This window comes from Nonomuraea sp. NPDC047529 (assembly GCF_040642995.1).
Taxonomy (GTDB): domain Bacteria; phylum Actinomycetota; class Actinomycetes; order Streptosporangiales; family Streptosporangiaceae; genus Nonomuraea.
In genome coordinates, this window is record NZ_JBEYTJ010000012.1 from 204,515 (window position 1) to 222,767 (window position 18,253).

Below are 18,253 nucleotides of genomic sequence, written 5' to 3' on the forward strand. Positions count from 1 at the left end.
GGCGTGATGATGACGGGGTGCGCCGTATGGGCAAGCAGGGGAAGTTACCGTTCATCGGCCTTGCCGCACTCCTGGTGGCGCTCGTCGCCTGGGGCGTCCTGGCGGGCTGGTGGTCGTTCGTGGGTGACAAGAACAATGTGCCATGGGCGGAACCCGTGGGCTGGCTGGCCGGCATCGGAGGCTCTGTCGCCGGCGTCGTCAGCCTGTTCGTCACCCTGGCCGGGGACAAGAAGGAACGGGCGCGGCGTACGTCCGTGGAGCCGGAACAACGGCGGGAGCCCGAACGGCCCCCCACGACCGGGGTCCAGTCTCCGCGAACCATTCACCGAAGCGCCATCATCGATCGCAAGGACGAGCAGGCCCTTCTCCTGACCCGGCTGACTCAGGGGCCGTGGGGCGTCGTCGTCGTGACGGGAGAACGGGGAGTCGGTAAGACGATGCTCGTGGACCGGGTGGTGGACGAGTTGGCGGGCGCATCGGCCGGTCCGCTGCCGACGATCTTCCGTCACGAGGCCGTTCCCGGCCTGGGCCTCGACGCCAGGACGCTGATCGCCGACCTCGAAGCGCTGCAGGGCGACGGGGTGGTGCGATGGTCCGAGGTCGGCGACGCGCCGCCCGCCGATCACGTGCGAGCGTGCCTGGAGAGGATCGGCGACACCCCGGGGGTGATCGTCGTCGAGCGCGCGGAGAACCTGCTCGACCCGGCCACCCGGCAGCTCGCCGATCCCGAGTTGAGCTCGGTGTTCGAGGTGCTCGCCGCGGACGAGGGCCATCGCGTCGCCGTGGTGCTCGTGACGCGGGTACCGCCGAAGACCGCAGGACCAGGCCGATGGGCGGCTCACGCGCCGATCAAGGTGGGCGGGCTGGAGCGGACGTTCTTCCTCACCTTCATCGGCGACCGGACCAACCAGAAACACACGATGCTCCGGGCGGCGGACAAGTACTACGACTTGTTCGGGGGCAACCTCCGCCTGGCGGAGCTGGCCTGCGTCGTCGCCCAGTCGCCGCAGGACGACACCACCCAGCTGTTCAAGAAGCTGGACGGGAAGACCCGGAGAATGCCCGAATTCCTCATCGAGAGGCTCATACGGGGGCTGGACCCGGGAGAGCGCGCGATCCTCGAAGCGCTCGACGCCTTCGGGACCGCCGTGGACGCGGAGGCGGTGCGCGAACTGCTCGGCCAGGCGGAGGGCGGGACCCGGCTCCGGCTCGGCGACGTGCGGGACATCCTGGCGGGGCTGGTGGACAAACGCGTGGCGGACAGGACGCGCGACGGGGAGTACTGCCTGGCCCTGTCGGAGGAGGAGCGGGCCTGGGCCGGGTTGCCCGGCGAGGACGGACCCGTCGGGGCGAGGCAGAAGAAGCTGCTGACCGACGCCGGTGGCGTGCTCGCCGGCCGCCGCGTGTCGTCCCCGCGGACGGTCGAGCACCTGCGCCTGCACCTCGCCGGGATGCGCGCCTACATCCGGGCGGGCAGCCCGCAGTCCGCCTACAACCGGATCGAGGTCGTCGATCGCGAGCTGCGCAAGCGGCACTGCGCGTTCCTGCTGCGCGAGCCACGGGAGAGGCTGCGGGGCAGGCTCGTCGATGGGGACGCCGAGCGGGAGCTGGAGAACGACATCGCGCTCGGGGACATCTACGCCTCCGGCGGCGATTTCGACAAGGCGAGCGAGGCGTACGGCAGAGCGCTCCAGCAGGCCGACGACCGGCACGACGTGCCCAGCCGCATGCGGGTCCGGGCCAACTTCGCGACAGCGTACTGGTGGAACCGGGACGCGAAGAACGCCGGCGAACACTACAAGGGCGTGCTTCACGAACACGACAAGCTGGCCCGGAGCGGCCGGCAGGAACACCTCGCCCTGCTGCCGGTCCGGATGAGCGCGCTGGAAGGGCTGGCGGACTGCCATCGCCAATGGGGCGACTACGACAGGGCCATCCAGTACGCCGAAGAAGCACGCGCCGTGCCCGGAACGACCGGATATCCCGACACCGACGACGCCCTCGCCCTCGCCCTGTCGGGAAGCGTCTCCATCGACCTGAAGCTGGCCCGCTGGCACGCCGAGCTCGGCGATCTGGCGGCCGCGGAAGGCGCCCTCATGGCCGTCGAGCAGAGGCTGACCGGACACGACGAGGACTGGTTGCACAGCCGCTACCAGGACGGGATCGCCCAGGTGCGGCTCGGACACGACGACGATGAGGCGATGCGGGCGGCGCAGAAGGCGGTGGAGCTCGCGCGGCGGTACAACGATCCGATCATCCTGTTGCGGGCGCGCACGACCCTCTGCCAGATCCACCTGGCCCGGCACGACCTCGCCGACGCCTCCCAGCAGATCGAGAGCGCCGCCCAATACCGCCATGTCGGCCGTCCGCTGCTCACCCCGGCCCTGCGGGCGCTGGTCTCGCTCGCCCGGTCCGGCCAGGACGGCGACGCGGTCAGGCTGTTCCGCGAGCTTCTGGACGAGACGAACCGGCGCATCGAACGAGACGAGGACGACGTCACCGCTTGGAACTTCAAGGGCTTCGCTCTCTGCGGCCTCCACCTGAACAGCGAGGACAGCCTGGCCGGGGCCATGCACGCGTTCCTCGTGGCGCGCGACAGGACGTCACGCGCCACCCCGGGGCTGGTGGGCCGCCTGCTGTTCCTGCTGAAGCAGCTCGACGGGTACGGCCGGCCCCCCGGACGGTTGCAACCGGTCTGCGATGTCCTGACCTTCGAGGAGCCGTCCGCCTGAGCCGGGCCGCTCAGCGCCGTACCCGGCCGGGCCCGGTGCCGAGGTCTTCCGAGAGGCCCGTCCCCGCGCCGAACCACCCCTGTTCCTGTGCCCGGACGATCGCCTGGACGCGGGTGGCGACGCCCATCTCCTGGTAGAGGGCCTGGAGGAGCCGGAACATGGCGCGTTCGGAGTAGCCGGCCCGTCCGGCGAGCTGTGCCACGGTCGAGCCTTCCGCGAGCTGCCGCAGCCAGGACAACTGCCGGGGACTCGGCGGCTTCGTGTCCCCGCCCGTCCGGTGTGCGCCGGTGGCTAGGGCCGTGGCCACGACCGCGGGCAGCACCGCCTGCCCCTCGGCGGTCGCCTCCACCGTACGCCTGAGCACGCCCGCCGCCACGTCGCGCGTCAGCACCGACCGGGCGCCGGCCCGTACCGCCCGCGTCCCCAGCACGGCGGGCTCCTCGCCGATCAGCGCGATCACGGCGTGCGTCGCGGCCACGTCACGCAGCCGGCCGAGGACGTCCCAGTCCCGTTCGTGCTCCAGGGTCAGCAGCACCACGCCGCGCTGGACCTGCCGTACCCAGGCCAGCAGCTCCGCCGGAGCCTCGACGCGATGACCCGCCGCGGACAGGACTGCGGCGACCCCCTCGCGGTACATGGGCAGGGGGTCGACGACCGCGACATGGAGGGCCACCGGTGGCAGGAATTCCCTTCTCGACGGCTGTCGCGGTCGCTCATGGCCGGTGGACGCGCGACGGCCCGGCGCGAACGCGCTTCAGCCTGAATATCAGCCCTGTCAATGGCCCGGGACCGGCGACCGCGGTCCGGCGGCTTCGCGCGGCCCGGTGTCAGGTTCCCGCCGGTGATTGTTCGTGGACCCGCCCCCGAGGCGCTTCCTACCGTCGAGGGCACCCCACGCTAGGAGGTCTTCATGGACGACACCGGCGCGCCGACATTCCACTTCATCGTGACCGATCAGCCGACCGCCCATCGCGCGCTCAGGGTGCGCTACTCCAAGGGCCGGCTTCCGGATCTGCCGAGGGGCGCCGTGCCGACGATCCGGGAGATCGCGAACGAGGACGCGAGGCGGACCCCGGAGGAGGTCGCGGCCGCGTTCGGGAAACGGGAGCCCGAGATGGTCAGGGACATCGGGCGCAAGGTGCTGGTGCACCTGGTCGAGCTGGTGACCGGCAGGCAGGCGAACTGACGCGGCGCTCCCGCCCGCGCCATTGGCGGGTGCCGGGGCGCGGGCGGGGCGGTCGGCTGCCTCGCGAACCACGGAAGCGGGCCCGCCGGGGTGTCCGACAGCAGGCTGGACGGACCCGGACGAACTCGTCTGGCCCACTAGGGCGGCGTGAGCGAGGCGGTCAGGTGGTGGCGGAAGCGGCGGGCCGCCTCGGACACGTACGCGCCCTCCCGCCAGTACAGCCGCAGCACCCGTTCGGCGCCGGGAGCGGCCAGCCGTACGGGCGCGAACGGCGTGCGCGACGCCATCGGCGAGCGGAGATACCACGCGGGCCCGAATCCCACGCCCAGACCGGCGCCGACCATCTCGATGCCCGTGGACGCCTCGTCGATCTCGCAGGCGACCACCAGCTCCAGCCCGGCCTCGGCGAACAGCCGCTCGGCCAGCGTGCGCTGCCAGATCCCCGGCCGGGTGGTGACGACGGGTTCGCCCGCGAGGTCGGCCATGGTCACCTCGCTCCGTCCGGCGAGCCGGTGCCCGAGCGGCACGCCCAGCATGACCTCCTCGCGGACCAGCACCTCATGGCCCAGCCCCGGCCCCTCCAGCTCCTCGGAGGCCAGGCAGAAGTCGACCTGTCCCTCGCTCAGCCGGTCGGCCATGACCTGCGGGGTCGCCTGGAAGAGGCGTACGGCGACGCCGGGATGCTCGGCGATGAAGCTCTTGACCGCCTCGGTGACGGTGAGCAGCGTCTCCGAGGCCAGCGAGACGCTGCCGCGGGCCAGGCCGGCGGCGTCGGTGAGTTCGCGCCGGGCGTCGTCCAGCTCGGCCAGGGCCCGGTCCACCCGGCGCAGGAAGGCGACACCGAACCGGTTGAGGTGGATGCGCCTGCCGTGCCGGTCGAACAGCGGCACCCCGAGATCGGCCTCCAGCCGTGCGATGGTCCGGCTGAGCGAGGGCTGGGCGATGCGGAGCTCTTCGGCCGCCCTGCTGATGTGCTCGTGGCGCGCCACGACCTGGAAATAGCGCAGCGACAGCAGATCCATCATGCCTCTACGGATATCAACTGATGAGAATATCGGTCTTGGACAGCATATAGCAGCCCTTCTTAGGCTCATTCGTGAGAATGCGATCTTCAGGAGGTTCCGTGCCTTTCGGGTATTTGTTCACCGTGGCGCTCGCCGCGATCGGCACGCTGTTCGCGCTGCGGCCGGTGCCGTACTCGCGTCCGCTGGGCCGGCCGAGCTACTACTTCGGCCTGGCCGCCAACGAACTGCCGTTCGCGGCCTTCTTCTGGCTGCTGCTGCTCCCGACGGCGCTGGCGTTCGCCGAGGGTGACATTCACTCGGCGGGCGGCTGGGCCGTCGTCGCCCTGGCCGCCGTGACCACGATCGGGCTCACGGTCATCGCCCGCCGCGCGCTGGGGGAGCGGGCCAGGATCGAGCGCGCCATGACGGAAGGGCTGGGCGCGGGCTGGCGGGCCGGCGCAACCTGCTCGACGTCTACCACCACCGCTCGCGCCCCTCCGGCGCGCCCGTGCTGATCCACCTGCACGGAGGCGGCTACTCCGGCGGCCACAAGAACAGCCAGTCGCTCCCCCCTGCTCCACCACCTCGCCTCCCAGGGGTGGGTGTGCGTCAGCGCCAACTACCGGCTGCGGCCCCAGGCCCAGCACCCGGACCACCTGATCGACCTCAAGAAGATCATCGCCTGGGTACGCGAGCACGCCCACGAGTACGGCGCCGACCCGTCCACGCTGTTCGTCGCGGGCAGCTCGGCGGGCGGGCACATGGCGGCGCCGGCCGCGCTCACCCCCAACGACCCCGCCTTCCAGCCGGGCTTCGAGCACGCCGACACCTCCGTGACCGGCGTGATCTACCTGAACGGCTGGTACGGCCCCTACTTCGACGACGACCCCGCGTCCTCGCCGCCGGCCCACATCACCGCCGACGCACCGCCGTTCCTGGTGGCCCACGGCGACCTGGACCCGCTGGTGCCCGTGGCGGACGCCCGGCACTTCGCCGACCGCCTGCGCCGGACGTCGGCGTCCCCCGTCGTGTACGCCGAGCTGCGCGGCGGCAACCACGCCTTCGATCTGTACCACTCGGTCCGCTTCGAGGCGGTCGTCGACGCGGTCGAGGGCCTCACCGCCTGGGTGAGAGCACGGGAGCGGGTGGCCGGCCTCATTCGGGAGTCTGCTCCAGCAGGCCTCGGGCCAGCCGGCGAACGGCGTCGCCCAGCTCGCGCGGCGACCGGATCGTGAACGGGAAGCCGAGCCCGGCGAGCATGGCGGCCATGCCGTCCAGCGACTCGGCGCGCATCCGCAGGAGGGTCCCGTCCGGGGCGCCGGTGAGCGTGGCCACCGACGGCGGGATGCGACGGGCCGCCTCGGCCGGCGGGACGTGCAGAAGGACCTCGACCGCGTGCGCGTACGGCACCCGCGCCAGCGACGCGGTGACCTGCCGCACCGGGTCGGACTCCTCGGGAATCTCATAGGACGCCGTCCCGGGGACGACGGACGAGATCCGGTCGAGGCGGAAGGTGCGGATCTCGCCGGACAGGTGGTCGAGGCCGGTGACGTACCAGCGGCCGGAGTGGAGGACCAGGCCGTGGCCGTCCAGTTCACGTTCGGTTCGTGAGCCCTTCCAGGAGCGATAGGCCAGCGTGACCCGGCGGCGGTCGCGGATCGCGGCGGCCAGGGTCAGCACGGCCCGGCTCGCGGGCGTCGGCGTCGCGCGCTCGGCGAGGGTGAAGTCCAGGGTCTCCTCCAGTGCGCCGGCCTGCTCGCGCAGCGTGGCCGGCAGCACCCGCCGGATCTTGGCCAGGGCGGCTTCGGTGGCCTCGGCGGCCAGGCCCAGGCGGCGTCCGGCGAGCAGGCCGAGGACCACGGCGGTGGCCTCGTCGTCGGTGAGCATCAGCGGCGGCAGCTTGTAGCCGGGCATCAGCCGGTAGCCGCCGTAGCGGCCGCGCTCGGCGGCGACCGGGATGCCCAGGTCGGCGAGCCGGGCGGCGTAGCGCCGGACGGTCCGCTCGTCCACGCCGAGCCGCTGAGCCAGGTCCCTGCCGCCCAGGACGTGGTGCGCCTGGAGGAGTTCGAGCATCGCCAGCATCCGGGTCGCCGGATATGACACAGGTCACCCACTTGATCCGGGCGGATTCTGTCCGCTTTCGGTTTTAGCGTAGCGACATCGGCTCACTGGAAGGACGAAGAGATGGCGAACTACGTACTGGTGCCCGGACTCTGGCTCGGCGCCTGGGCCTGGGACCGGGTGGCGGAGAGGCTGCGCGCCGCCGGGCACCGGGTGCGGGCGGTCACGCTGACGGGGGTGGCCGAGCGGGCCGCGGAACTGTCGCCGGAGGTCGGCGTGGAGACGCATGTCGCCGACATCCTCGCCGCGATGGACGGATGGGAGGAGGTCGTCCTGGTCGGGCACAGCGGCGCGAACGTCCCGGTGACCGCGGTCGCCGACCGGCACCCCGAGCGGATCGCCCGGATCGTGTACGTCGACACCGCGTCGCTGCCGTCCGGCGTGGCGGTGATCGACTTCAACGACGAGGTCACCCAGAAGGCCTGGCGCGCCCAGGTCGGCGACGGTTACGCGCTCGACGTGCCCGCCTACGAGCAGGGGGCGGGCAGGTTCGACGGACTGACCGAGGAGGACTGGGAGCGCGTCCGCGAGAGGGCGACGCCGCACCCGTGGGGCGCGGTCACCCAGCCGATCGAACGGCCTCAGGACATCCCGGCGACGCCGAAGACCATGGTCGCCTCGACGATGCCGGTGGCGCTGATCCACGAGCTGATCGCCTCGGGGAACCCGGCGTTCGCCCCGCTCGGCACGCCCGAATGGACCTTCGTCGAGCTGCCGACCGGCCACTGGCCGATGTTCTCGCGCCCGGACGACCTCGCCGCGCTGCTCTGACGACCCGGCCGGTCCGCCGGGTGCGGCCTGGTCAGCGCCGCGTCCCCCGGACGGGGGCCGGCTCGGCCGGAGGGGAGGTGCCGTCCAGGTAGGCGAGCACGGCCCGGACGCGGCGGTGGCCGGAGTCGTCCGGGGCCAGGCCGAGCTTGGCGAAGACGTTGCCGATGTGCTTGTGGACGGCGTTGTCGGAGATGCGCATCCGCTCGGCGATGGTGGCGTTGTCGTGCCCCTGCGCCATGAGCGCCAGGGACTCCCGCTCGCGGGCGGTGAGGGCGGCGAGGGGGTCGTCGGGGCGGCGGGCGAAGAGCTGGGCGATCACCTCGGGGTCCATGGCGGTGCCGCCGGCCGCGACGCGGCGCAGGGCGTCGACGAACTCGGCCACCCGGCCGATCCGGTCCTTGAGCAGGTAGCCGATGCCGCCGCGGCCGTCGGAGAGCAGCTCGCCGGCGTACTCGCGCTCGACGTACTGGGAGAGCACCAGGATCGGCAGCGCGCCGTGCTCGCGGCGGGCCCGCAGCGCGGCGTGGATCCCCTCGTCGCGGAACGACGGCGGCAGCCGCACGTCCACGATGGCGATGTCGGGGCGGTGTTCGGCGACGGCGTCGAGGAACGCCTCCCCGTCGCCGACGACCGCCACGACCTCGCAGCCCTTCGCCGCCAGCAGCAGCTTCAGCCCGCTGGACAGCAGAACGTTGTCCTCGGCGATCACGACCCGCACGGAACCTCCTGAAACGATCACAATGCGCACGGCATCCGGACGGCGAGCGTGGTGGGGCCGCCCGCGGGGCTGTCGAGGCGGACCACGCCGTCGAGGGCGGCGACCCGCCGGCGGATCCCGGGGATCCCGGTGCCGCGCGCCTCGTCGGCGCCGCCCCTCCCGTCGTCGGTGACCTCGATGGACAGCACGTCGCCGGACCGCTCGACCCGCAGGGCCGCCCGGGTGGCGGCGGCGTGCTTGGCCACGTTCGTCAGCGCCTCGGCGATCACGTAGTAGGCCACCGTCTCCACGGACGCCGGGAGCACGCCCAGCTCGGCGAGCTCGATGTGGACCGGCACGCCCGACCGGGCGGCCAGCGCCGTCAGCGCGCCGTCGAGCCCGCGGTCGGCCAGGATCGGCGGGTAGATCGTCTGGAGCACCGTGCGCAGTTCGGCCATCGCCTCCTCGGCCGTCTCGTGCGCCTGCCGGAGCAGCGCCGCGACCGTCTCCGGGTCGTCGGCGAGCGACTCCCGGGCCAGGCCCAGATGCATGGCGATGGTCACCAGGCGCGCCTGCGTCCCGTCGTGGAGATCGCGTTCGATGCGCTGGAGCTCCGCGCCGTGGGCGTCGACCACGCCGACGCGGCTCCTGGTCAGCACGTCGACCCGCTCGGTGAGCCGTTCGCGGGCCGACGGCGTGAGCAGCGCCAGGCACAGCCGGGCGTGCAGCCGCGCCAGCACCGGCAGCCCCCACCAGGCCGCCGCGCCGAGGACGGCGATCTGCGCGGCGCCCCCGACCAGCGCGGTCACCCAGTCGCCCACCTGGACGTCGTAGAAGGAGAACAACGTGGGCCGCACGCCGACGGGGAACGCCCACCACAGGGACATCGCCACCGCGGCGACCACGATGTTGCCCAGGCACAGCAGGGCGGCCAGCCCGAGCGGGAACCCGACGGCGACGTGCGCGAGGGCCCAGGGGAGATCCCGCCGCCCGCCCGGCCGCCCGTCGGCCGGGACGCCGAGCAGCCCGCCGGCCCGCCGGCGGTGCCAGGCCGCCCAGCCCCGCCCGGCCGCCGGCGCGAGCAGCACCGGCAGGGCGAGCGCCGTGGCCACGGCGGTGGCCAGCGTGCCCAGCAGGTAGATCGAGCCGGAGAACGCACGGTCACGCATGCGCACCTCCTCACGACTCCGTACGGATCCCAGTATTTGTCACCATGTCCCGCCGGACACTACAGCGGGCTGTACCAAGGCGCGTGCGGCCGGCTGTATCGTGCCGGGGCTGCGGCCGCAATAGCGTCCCCGGCCATGAAACCGACACGTGTGAGACGCCTGGTCCCGGCCGCCGCCCTGACCGCCTTGATCGCCCTGTCCGCCTTCGCGCCCCCGGCCGGCGCCGGCGCCGTCGCGCCTCCGTCGCTCGACTGGAAGCCGTGTGCCCAGGGCTCCGACGACGCCGTGGGCAAGGAGCTCGACCGGGCGGGCGCACGGTGCGCGGCGCTCACCGTCCCGCTCGACCACTCCAGGCCGGGCGGCCGCACGATCGAACTCGCGCTGTCCCGCATCCCCGCCGCCGACCGCGCCCACCGCATCGGCACCCTGGTGCTCAACAGCGGCGGACCCGGCGAGAGCACGCTGGACATGCCCCTGCGGACCCGCGCGGCCATGAAGGACGTCGCCGCCCGGTACGACATCGTCGGCCTGGACCCGCGTTTCGTCGGGCGCAGCACGCCGCTCGACTGCGGCTGGCCCATCGGCCTGTGGGTCCGCTCGGCCGGCGCGACCCGCGCCCGGTTCGATCACCAGGTGGCGGTGCAGCGCGACCTGGCCGAGCGCTGCGCCGAGCGCCACGCCGACGTGCTCCCGTACGCCAACACCCGCGACACGGCCCGCGACCTCGACCTCGTGCGCCGCGCCCTCGGGGAGCGCCGGATCTCCTTCCTCGGCTACTCCTACGGCAGTTACCTGGGCGCGGTCTACACCCAGCTGTTCCCCGGCCGCACCGACCGCGTGGTCCTGGACAGCGCGGGCGACCCGGACAAGTGGGGCCCCAGGGCGATGCGGGGCAGCGAGGACGAGGCGGACCGCGCGCTGCGCGGCTGGGCGTCCTGGGCCGCCGCCCGTCACGGCGCCTACGGCCTCGGCGCCACCACCGCCCGGGTGCTCGCCACCGTGGACACGATCGTCGCCGCCGCCGAGGACGGCCCGCTGCGCGTCGGCCGGTACGAGGTGGACGACCAGGCGGTCCCGTACCTCCTGTCCGTCGGCTCGGCCAACGACCGCCCGGAGGCCCGCGCCGAGTTCGCCGCCACCGTCCGGACCCTGAACGAGGCCGCGCACGGCCGCCCGGCCGAACCAGGCGCCGAACTCGCCGGATTCCTCGCGTTCGTCCTGACCGGCGCCGGCTCCCCGCTCGCCGGTCCGGCCGCCGCCATCACCTGCGGCGACCGGGCCGCGCCGCGCGACCCCGACGTCTACTGGGACGACGTCCAGCGCAGCCGTGTGCGCCACCCGCTCTTCGGGCCCGTCAAGAACAACATCTGGCCCTGCGCGTTCTGGCCGACGCGGCCGCGCGAGCGCCTCACGCGCGTCGCCAACGCCACCCCCGCGCTGATCGTGTCCGCCACCGGCGACACCGCCACCACCTACCAGGGCAGCAAGGCCATGCACCGGGCGCTGTCCGGCTCCCGCCTGCTCACCCTGCGCGGCGTCACCGCCCACGGCATCTACGGCGAGTACGGCGACGCCTGCGTGGACGCCAAGGTCAACGCCTACCTGGCCACCGGCGCCCTCCCCGCCACCGACCAGACCTGCCGCCCCTGACCCGCCCGCTGCCGCCACGCGCGTCGGCGCCGACCGCCGCGCACCCGCACGGCGATCGGCGCCTTGTGGTCGGCCGTCTTTGCTAGCGGCCTCTCACCCGTACCTCTGCCAGGGCCAGGGGATTGGTGGCCGAGGAGAGCTGGATGCGCACGTGCCGCCCGGTCGTGCCGGCGGGCAGCCTGATCGTGCTGGGCCGTCCGGCCTGCTCCTGCACGTGCACGGCGGTCACGCCCGGTGTCGTGCGGGCCGCTTCCAGGCCGTCCGCGGTGATCGGCTGTTCGGAGGACATCACCCAGTAGTCGCGCAACCGGTCGGCGCAGCAGTCGGTGCGGTTCCAGATCTCGACGCTGTCCAGGTCGGCCGAGGCTCCCAGATCGACCTGCCACCAGGCTTCCTTGGCCGGTTCCGCGGTGTGGGTGACCGAACCGCTCCAGAAGCTCCCGTCGGTGTTGCCGTCCACGGCCCGCGAGGCCGGGGCGTCGTAGCCGGTGCTCTGCTGGGTGGCCGGCTTGCCCTCGGCCAGGTTGGGCAACACCACCGAGACGGGCACCGGGTACGGCACGCGCAACCGGCCCGACTTGAGCGTTGCCCGCATCGGCATCGCGGCGGGCTCGGCCCCTTCTGGCACGGTCACGGTGACGGGCACGTCGGCGCTCGCCCCGCCCGCCAGGTTGCCGATCCTGGTGTTCGCCGCGTTCACCGTCCAGCCTTCGGGCGCGGTGAGTTCCAGCGAGGCCCCGTGCAGCGGCTTGGAGCCGGGGTTGGTGACGGTCACCTTGCCGCTGAAGGTCTCACCGGCCTCTACGAACTCGGGCAGATCGGTGCCGAAGCGCGGCAGGGCCGACACGCCGGGCGTCTCGATCTTGAAGGAGTAGGCGTACTTCCCGGTCTCGGCGGGGGTGGTGACGACCACCCGGCCCTGCTCGTCGCGCTGCCACCGCAGCGGGCCGCTGTCGGAGCCGAGCAGCGTGATGCGCGTCCCGGGGGCGACCGGCACGTCCGCGCCCAGGGTGAGCTGCTCGCCCGGCCACTTCAGCGCGGTGGCGTAGAGCACGCCGTCCTTGACGGTGTACCGGAGGTCGTCCGGGCCGCCCTTCTCCTCGGCCCGGTTCCAGTACGTGGTGCCGTACATGGCCTCGCCGTTGACCTTCAGCCAGGAGCCCATGTCCAGCAGCCGTTCGCGCTGCACCTCGGGGATGGTGCCGTCGGCCTTCGGGCCCACGTCCAGCAGCAGGTTGCCGTTCTTGCTGACGATGTCCACGAAGGAGTCCACGAGCTGGTCGGAGGTCAGGTAGTCCTCGATGGGCTCGTTCTGGTTGTAGCCGTAGGAGTGGGCGATGCCGCGGCTGGATTCCCACTTGACGGGGTCGATGTCCGGCTTGACGGAGTACTCGGGCGTCTGGAAGTCCAGCTCGTGGCTCTCCAGCGCGCCGCTCTCGATCTTGCACCGGTTGGCGACCGCCACCTCCTTGCCCTTCTTGGCCGCCTGGTTGTAGTAGTCGGCGATCACCCCCGCGGTCTGCCACTGGGCGGCCGAACGGTCCCACTGGCCGTCGCACCACAGGATGTCGGGGTCGTAGCCGTCGATCAGCTCGCGCATCTGCGGGAGCATGTAGTCCTTGACGTAGTCGCCGTTCTGCGGAGCCCCGGTGTACGGCACGGGCTGACCGGTGTACGGGTTGGTCGCCGGCTGGCCGGTGAACAGCGGGTTGTACCACTCCATGAGCGAGTAGTAGAAGCCCGCGCGCAGCTTCCCGTCGGCGCGGGCCGCGGTGAACAGCTCCTTGGCCAGGTCCCGCTTCGGGCCCATCGCCATGGTGTCGCGCTCGCTCACCTTGCTGTCCCACAGGGCGACGCCCTCGTGGTGCTTGGAGGTGAGGACGAAGTACTTGGCCCCGGCGTCGTTGAAGAGCTTGACCCAGTCGGCGGCGTCGAACTTCTCCGCCTTCCACTGCTCGGCGAAGCGGTCGTAGGAGAAGTCCTGGCCGTAGGTGTCCCGGTGGTAGCTGTTGGTCGCGTTGCCGGGGGAGTTCATGTAGTACCAGTACCACTCGGCGTAACTGCCGCGCGGGCCCCAGGCCGGGACGGAGTACGCCCCCCAGTGGAGGAAGATGCCGAACTTGTCGTTGTTGAACCATTTGGGGGTCGGATGACTGTTTAGTGATTCGACGGTCGGCTCATACGGGCCGTCTGTCGCTGCCTGGGCAGGAGCAGGCAGACATCCGATGATGCTGAGCATGGAGACGGCGAGAAGTCGACGTAAGCGGGCCATGGCCACTCCAAAGCGGGGGAGAGATTGGAGGAAACGTAGCCCGATCTCCGTGGCGTCGGCAAGAGCTGTGCGCAGATTCATCCGATGTCTGTCCTGAAGGGCGAGACGGCGTCACGCCCCGGCTCCGCCCGCCGCCGTGGTCCACCGCCACGGCGGGATGTCGGTGCTGGACAGCGTCTGCCCGCCGGAGGCCACCGCGTAGAGCCGCTCCAGGACGGTGTTGGCGGCCAGCCCGGCCGCGCCGGTGATCGACCCGCGTTCCTTCAGCGTCGAGGGCACGATCGGCGGCGCCGGCCGTACCGTGCACAGGGCCTCGACGTGCCGGCGGAGCGGCTCCAGGAAGGTGTCGCCGGCACGCGCGTTGCCGCCGCCGACCACGACGATCTCGGGGTCGATCGCGAGCACGAGCGCGGCGATGCCGATCGCGATCTCCCCGCTGAACCGGTCGACCGCCTGGACGGCCGGAGCCTCGCCGTCGGCCGCGGCGGCGAACACCTCCTCGCGGTTGAGCCGCCGTCCGTCGGCGAGCCGCACGTCGTGCAGGAACTCCTGGGCGTGCTCCCAGCCGAGGTGCGGCAGCGCGCCGATCTCGCCGGCCGCGCCGTTCGCGCCGCGGACGACCATGCCGTTCAGGACGAGCCCCGCCCCCGTGCGGTTGCCCGAGTGCACGTAGATCGTCGAGGTCGCGTCGGTGGCGCTGCCCTTCCACGCCTCGGCGAACGCGGCCAGGTTCGAGTCGTTCTCCACTGCGATCGGGCACTCGAAGTGCGGTTCCAGCGCCGCGCGCACGCTGAAGCCGGCCCAGCCCGCCGCCCCCTTGGTGATGACGTCCTGGTAGACCACGGCGGGCACGGCCGCGCCGATCGCCCAGACCTCGGCCCGCCCGCGCCCCTGCTCGGCGAGCAGGCGGTCGACGACCCGCACGGCGGCGGCGACGAGATCGCCGGGGGCCTGCGAGACGGACGAGGCGACCGCCCCCGCGGCCAGCACCTCGCCGTTCAGGTCGGCGATCTCGGCCCTGGTGGTGTGCTGGCCGAGGTCGATGCCGACCACGACCGCCGCCTCGGCCCGGAAGCGGTAGCGGCTGGCCGGCCGACCGGCGCCGGTCGGGGCCAGCGGCTCGACCGGGACGGCCCAGCCGAGCGTGACGAGGTTGGCGACGACGGAGTCCGCGGCGGTCTTCGAGAGCCCCGTGGCCTGGGCGACCATGGGGATGGTGAGCGGCTCCCGCCGGATCGCCTCGATCACGGCCAGGGAGTTCAGGCGCCGTAGCCGCGACTGGTCTCCGGCGCGGCGCAGCGGGCTCTGCTCACGTCCGAACAGCACACTCATCCACAACCCTCTCGATTCCTGCGGCGTCGGGTGACGCACGGAGTACGGGTCAACCTCTTCCATTAATACAGAAACTGTCTTTATTATTGCGCAGCGCAGTCCCGCCTCGCGTCGCACGGCACCCCGTAGACGCCTGCCCCCAGAAGGGAACAGCAATGCGCAACAGCATCCGCGTCACGGCCGTCGTCAGCGCGCTCCTCGTCCTGAGCGCGTGCGGCACGAAGCTCCAAGGCGGCGAGCCCTCCGGCGCCTCGCCGGACTCGAACGCGAAACCCCTGGTCTACTGGGGAAAGTGGGCCAAGGGCACCCCGCAGGCCACGCTCTTCGAGAGCATCATCGCCGACTACGCCAAGGAGACCGGGCGCAAGGTCGACGTGCAGTGGCTCGGCAAGGCCCAGGAAGAGCAGATCAAGAACGCGATCGCGACCGGGGAGGGCCCCGACCTCTTCGACACGGCGATCGACCACACCGCCGAGTTCCGCGCCGCCGGCGCGCTCGGCGACATGGCGGACGTCTTCAAGACCAAGATCCCCGGCGAGAACGCCACGATCGAGCAGGTCCTGCCGAAGAGCGTGCTGAAGGCGATCAGCGACGACAAGGGCTACGGGTTCGTGCCCCACAGCGTCTTCTCCGTGGGCCTCTGGTACGACGCCGCCCGCTATCCCGACTTCGCCACCACCCCGCCCAAGACCTTCGGGGACTTCCTCGCCGTCGCGGGCAAAGAGAAGGCCGCGGGCCGCCGGCCGATCGCGCTCGACGGCACGGTCAACTCCTACAACGCGTTCTGGCTCTACCAGCTGCTGCTCTCGACGGCGGGCCCCGGCGCGCTGCGGCAGCTCGCCGAGGACCCCGGCGCCTGGGACCGTCCCGAGGTGAAGCGGGCCGCGACCGAGCTCGAATCGCTCGTCGAGGCCGGGCTCTTCCAGCCCGACCACATGGCCACGAAGTTCCCCGACGCGCAGAACGCGTGGGCGGCCGGCGACCACACCTTCAACCTGAACGGCACCTGGCTCGGCAGCGAGACGGCCTCGCTCCGCGCCCCGGCGGTCAAGGCGCGCATCATCTCGTTGCCGCCGGTGGACGCCTCGAAGGGCTCGGCGGTCACGATCGGCGCGCTCGGCTGGGGGATGAACCCGAAGTCGAAGAGCCGGCAGGCGGTCGCGGACTTCCTGGCCTTCGCGATGCAGAAGAAGTACATCGACCGGATCGCGACCGACGCCGACAACATCCCGTCGCGCGCCGACTCCCCGGCCCCCGAGGCGCTCACCTCGATCCAGGAGTCGATCCGCACCGCGACGGCGGTCAGCCTCGACTTCGACGGCGTCGCCACCGTGGCGCCCAAGTGGTTCAACGACGTCTTCCTCCCGCTCGACGACAAGCTCGTCGGCGGCTCGATCGACGCCGCCAAGTTCCTGGCCGAGGGCAAGGCGCAGACCGCCGAGCTGGGCGAATAGTGGTCGCGGACACCATGGCGCGGCCCAAGGCACGCCGAGGGCGGGCGGCGGCCGACGGCGGCGCCCTGCACGTCGAGCGCCGCCGGCTGTACCTCCCGTTGCTGCTGCCGGCACTGATCGCCTACCTGCTCTTCTTCGTCGTGCCGTCGGTCTTCGGCGTCGTGCTCAGTTTCGCCGAGTGGTCGGGGCTGGGCACCGAGTTCTCCTGGGTCGGCCTCGCCAATTACGCCGAACTCCTGTCGAGCCGGATGTTCCTGTCGTCGTTCCTGAACACCGTCCTGCTGACACTGATCGTCGGGGCGGCGCTCTTCCTCGTCGCGGTCGCCGCGATGGTCGCGCTGCGCACGGCTCGCGCCGGCGCCTTCATCCGGTCGGCCGTCTTCCTGCCGTTCATGATCTCACCGATCGCCGTGGGTCTCGCGGTCTCGTTCCTGTTCAACCCGAAGGGCATGGTGAACAGCGTCCTCGGACTGGCCGGCCTGGACGCGCTGCGCCAGCCCTGGCTCGGGCCCGAGCTCATCTTCCGGGTGATCATGGCCGGGGTCGTGTGGAGCGCGGCCGGCTTCTACGTCGTCCTGGTGATGTCCGCGGTGGACGGGATCCCCCCGAGCCTGTACGAGGTGGCCCGCATCGAAGGCGCCGGTCTGATCCAGCAGTTCAGGTACGTCACCCTGCCGCTGACCCGGGACATGATCGCGATCGCCGCGGCCCTCTGGGCGATCGCCGGCATCAAGACGTTCGAGATCGTCATCGCCTTCGTCGGCACGGCGGGCACCCCTCCGCCGGAGGCCAGGACCCTCGCCGTCGAGCAGTACCTGCGGGTCACGGGCGGACGCGTCGGCGGCATGGCGCAGCTCGGCGAGGCGGCCGCCATCGGGGTGGTCATGACGGCCATCACCGTCGGGCTGATCGTGCTGTCCCGCCGCATCCAGCGGCGCGACCGGCTGGAGTGGTCATGACCGGCTCCGCCCGACGCCCGGCCGACGTCTTCGGCGCCTCGCTGATCGTGCTCATCAGGGCCGGTCTCTGGCTGTGGGTGCTCTTCAACGTCGCCATGGTCGTCTGGGTCATGCTGAACTCGGTCAAGACCTCACGGTCGATCTTCGCGAACCCCGTGGGGATGCCCGACACCTGGATGTGGGAGAACTTCGCCACCGCCTGGTCGGACTCGGGGCTCGGGGCCGCCGCGCTCAACTCGGTGGTCCTGGTGACCGTCTCGGTGGCGCTCATCATGGGGCTCAGCATCCCGGCGGCCTACGCGGTGGCGCGGCTGGGCGGACGGTCGAGCGGGCCGGTCGCGACGTTCTTCGCCGTCGGCATGAGCATCCCGTTCCAGGCGTTCGCCGTGCCCATGGTGCTCATCGGCGTCGGCCTGTCGAGGTTCATGATCGACTGGGTGACGGGGGCGTGGGATCCACGCGTCACCGTCGCGCTCTTCTACGTCGTGCTGAGCCTGCCGTTCAGCGTCTTCGTGCTCATCGGCTACTTCCGGTCGCTGCCCGGCGAGCTGGAGGAGGCCGCGGCCCTGGACGGCGCGACGCCGTTCAGGACCTTCTGGCGGATCATGGTCCCGCTCGCCAGGCCCGGCATCACGACCGTGGCCGTGCTGAACGTGCTGAGCCTGTGGAACGAGACCGTGATCGTGCTGATGCTGGTGCCCAACCAGCGCATGCAGACGCTGAACGTCGCGCTGCTCAACTTCTACTCCAACATGCAATACACCTCGAACTGGGGCGGGCTCTTCGCCGGCGTCGTCATCGTCGTGCTCCCCATGATCGTGATCTACCTCTGGTTCGGCCGCCGCATCGTCAACGGCATGACGCAAGGCATCGGCAAATGACTGACAATCGCGCGGAAACGGATGG

At 71.9% G+C, this 18,253-nt stretch carries 16 protein-coding genes; 9 read left to right on the forward strand and 7 right to left on the reverse strand.

Translation table 11 applies throughout. From position 1 onward, the window contains the following. The first annotated feature begins 26 nt into the window (after positions 1 to 26). A complete protein-coding gene (locus tag ABZ815_RS21510) occupies positions 27 to 2,732 on the forward strand; it encodes a hypothetical protein (protein ID WP_357700463.1) in 2,706 nt (901 codons plus the stop codon). Between the two features lie 10 nt (positions 2,733 to 2,742). On the opposite strand, the gene ABZ815_RS21515 is transcribed toward ABZ815_RS21510, so the two are convergent. After that, complete coding sequence (locus tag ABZ815_RS21515; RefSeq protein WP_357700465.1) at positions 2,743 to 3,405, reverse strand: hypothetical protein; 663 nt, start codon at positions 3,403 to 3,405, stop codon at positions 2,743 to 2,745. A gap of 237 nt (positions 3,406 to 3,642) precedes the next feature. Here ABZ815_RS21515 and ABZ815_RS21520 point away from each other — a divergent pair, with 237 nt between their 5' ends. Then, positions 3,643 to 3,918, forward strand: a complete 276-nt coding sequence (locus ABZ815_RS21520; protein WP_357700467.1) for a hypothetical protein — start codon at positions 3,643 to 3,645, stop codon at positions 3,916 to 3,918. A gap of 137 nt (positions 3,919 to 4,055) precedes the next feature. Here ABZ815_RS21520 and ABZ815_RS21525 read toward each other — a convergent pair whose 3' ends face one another. Continuing rightward, entirely contained in the window at positions 4,056 to 4,943 is an 888-nt protein-coding gene (locus ABZ815_RS21525) for a LysR substrate-binding domain-containing protein (protein WP_357700469.1), read from the reverse strand. 98 nt (positions 4,944 to 5,041) lie between these two features. On the opposite strand from ABZ815_RS21525, the gene ABZ815_RS21530 reads away from it, so the two are divergent. Together ABZ815_RS21530 and ABZ815_RS21535 are read left to right on the forward strand one after the other, a co-directional pair. Then, complete coding sequence (locus ABZ815_RS21530) at positions 5,042 to 5,437, forward strand: hypothetical protein (protein WP_357700471.1); 396 nt, start codon at positions 5,042 to 5,044, stop codon at positions 5,435 to 5,437. A 57-nt stretch (positions 5,438 to 5,494) separates the two neighbouring features. Continuing rightward, positions 5,495 to 6,157: an alpha/beta hydrolase gene (locus ABZ815_RS21535; RefSeq protein ID WP_357700557.1), complete on the forward strand. Its 663-nt coding sequence runs from the start codon at positions 5,495 to 5,497 to the stop codon at positions 6,155 to 6,157. Here the strand turns inward: ABZ815_RS21535 and ABZ815_RS21540 are convergent. Continuing rightward, entirely contained in the window at positions 6,078 to 7,025 is a 948-nt protein-coding gene (locus ABZ815_RS21540) for a YafY family protein (protein ID WP_357700473.1), read from the reverse strand. The two genes, ABZ815_RS21535 and ABZ815_RS21540, sit on opposite strands and share 80 nt — an antisense overlap. Positions 7,026 to 7,106: 81 nt before the next feature. On the opposite strand from ABZ815_RS21540, the gene ABZ815_RS21545 reads away from it, so the two are divergent. Beyond that, complete coding sequence (locus tag ABZ815_RS21545) at positions 7,107 to 7,814, forward strand: alpha/beta fold hydrolase (RefSeq protein WP_357700475.1); 708 nt, start codon at positions 7,107 to 7,109, stop codon at positions 7,812 to 7,814. A gap of 31 nt (positions 7,815 to 7,845) precedes the next feature. Here ABZ815_RS21545 and ABZ815_RS21550 read toward each other — a convergent pair whose 3' ends face one another. Both ABZ815_RS21550 and ABZ815_RS21555 read right to left on the reverse strand, forming a co-directional pair. Further along, a complete protein-coding gene (locus ABZ815_RS21550) occupies positions 7,846 to 8,532 on the reverse strand; it encodes a response regulator transcription factor (RefSeq protein ID WP_357700477.1) in 687 nt (228 codons plus the stop codon). Between the two features lie 17 nt (positions 8,533 to 8,549). After that, entirely contained in the window at positions 8,550 to 9,680 is a 1,131-nt protein-coding gene (locus ABZ815_RS21555) for a histidine kinase (RefSeq protein ID WP_357700479.1), read from the reverse strand. 135 nt (positions 9,681 to 9,815) lie between these two features. Here ABZ815_RS21555 and ABZ815_RS21560 point away from each other — a divergent pair, with 135 nt between their 5' ends. Then, complete coding sequence (locus ABZ815_RS21560; RefSeq protein ID WP_357700481.1) at positions 9,816 to 11,330, forward strand: alpha/beta hydrolase; 1,515 nt, start codon at positions 9,816 to 9,818, stop codon at positions 11,328 to 11,330. Between the two features lie 82 nt (positions 11,331 to 11,412). Here the strand turns inward: ABZ815_RS21560 and ABZ815_RS21565 are convergent, their stop codons facing one another. Together ABZ815_RS21565 and ABZ815_RS21570 are read right to left on the reverse strand one after the other, a co-directional pair. Next, entirely contained in the window at positions 11,413 to 13,602 is a 2,190-nt protein-coding gene (locus ABZ815_RS21565) for an alpha-L-fucosidase (RefSeq protein ID WP_357700483.1), read from the reverse strand. A gap of 111 nt (positions 13,603 to 13,713) precedes the next feature. Next, positions 13,714 to 14,934: an ROK family protein gene (locus tag ABZ815_RS21570; RefSeq protein ID WP_357700485.1), complete on the reverse strand. Its 1,221-nt coding sequence runs from the start codon at positions 14,932 to 14,934 to the stop codon at positions 13,714 to 13,716. 155 nt (positions 14,935 to 15,089) lie between these two features. Here ABZ815_RS21570 and ABZ815_RS21575 point away from each other — a divergent pair, with 155 nt between their 5' ends. The 3 genes from ABZ815_RS21575 to ABZ815_RS21585 are packed head-to-tail and all read left to right on the forward strand — an operon-like array spanning position 15,090 to position 18,228. Beyond that, entirely contained in the window at positions 15,090 to 16,388 is a 1,299-nt protein-coding gene (locus ABZ815_RS21575; RefSeq protein ID WP_357700487.1) for an ABC transporter substrate-binding protein, read from the forward strand. Further along, positions 16,388 to 17,347 carry a sugar ABC transporter permease gene (locus ABZ815_RS21580; RefSeq protein WP_357700489.1) on the forward strand — a complete coding sequence of 320 codons (960 nt, stop codon included), beginning with the start codon at positions 16,388 to 16,390 and terminating at the stop codon, positions 17,345 to 17,347. Before ABZ815_RS21575 ends, ABZ815_RS21580 begins: the two co-directional genes overlap by 1 nt. Then, complete coding sequence (locus ABZ815_RS21585; protein WP_357700491.1) at positions 17,344 to 18,228, forward strand: carbohydrate ABC transporter permease; 885 nt, start codon at positions 17,344 to 17,346, stop codon at positions 18,226 to 18,228. The genes ABZ815_RS21580 and ABZ815_RS21585 overlap by 4 nt, the downstream gene beginning before the upstream one ends. The last annotated feature ends 25 nt before the right edge of the window (positions 18,229 to 18,253 follow it).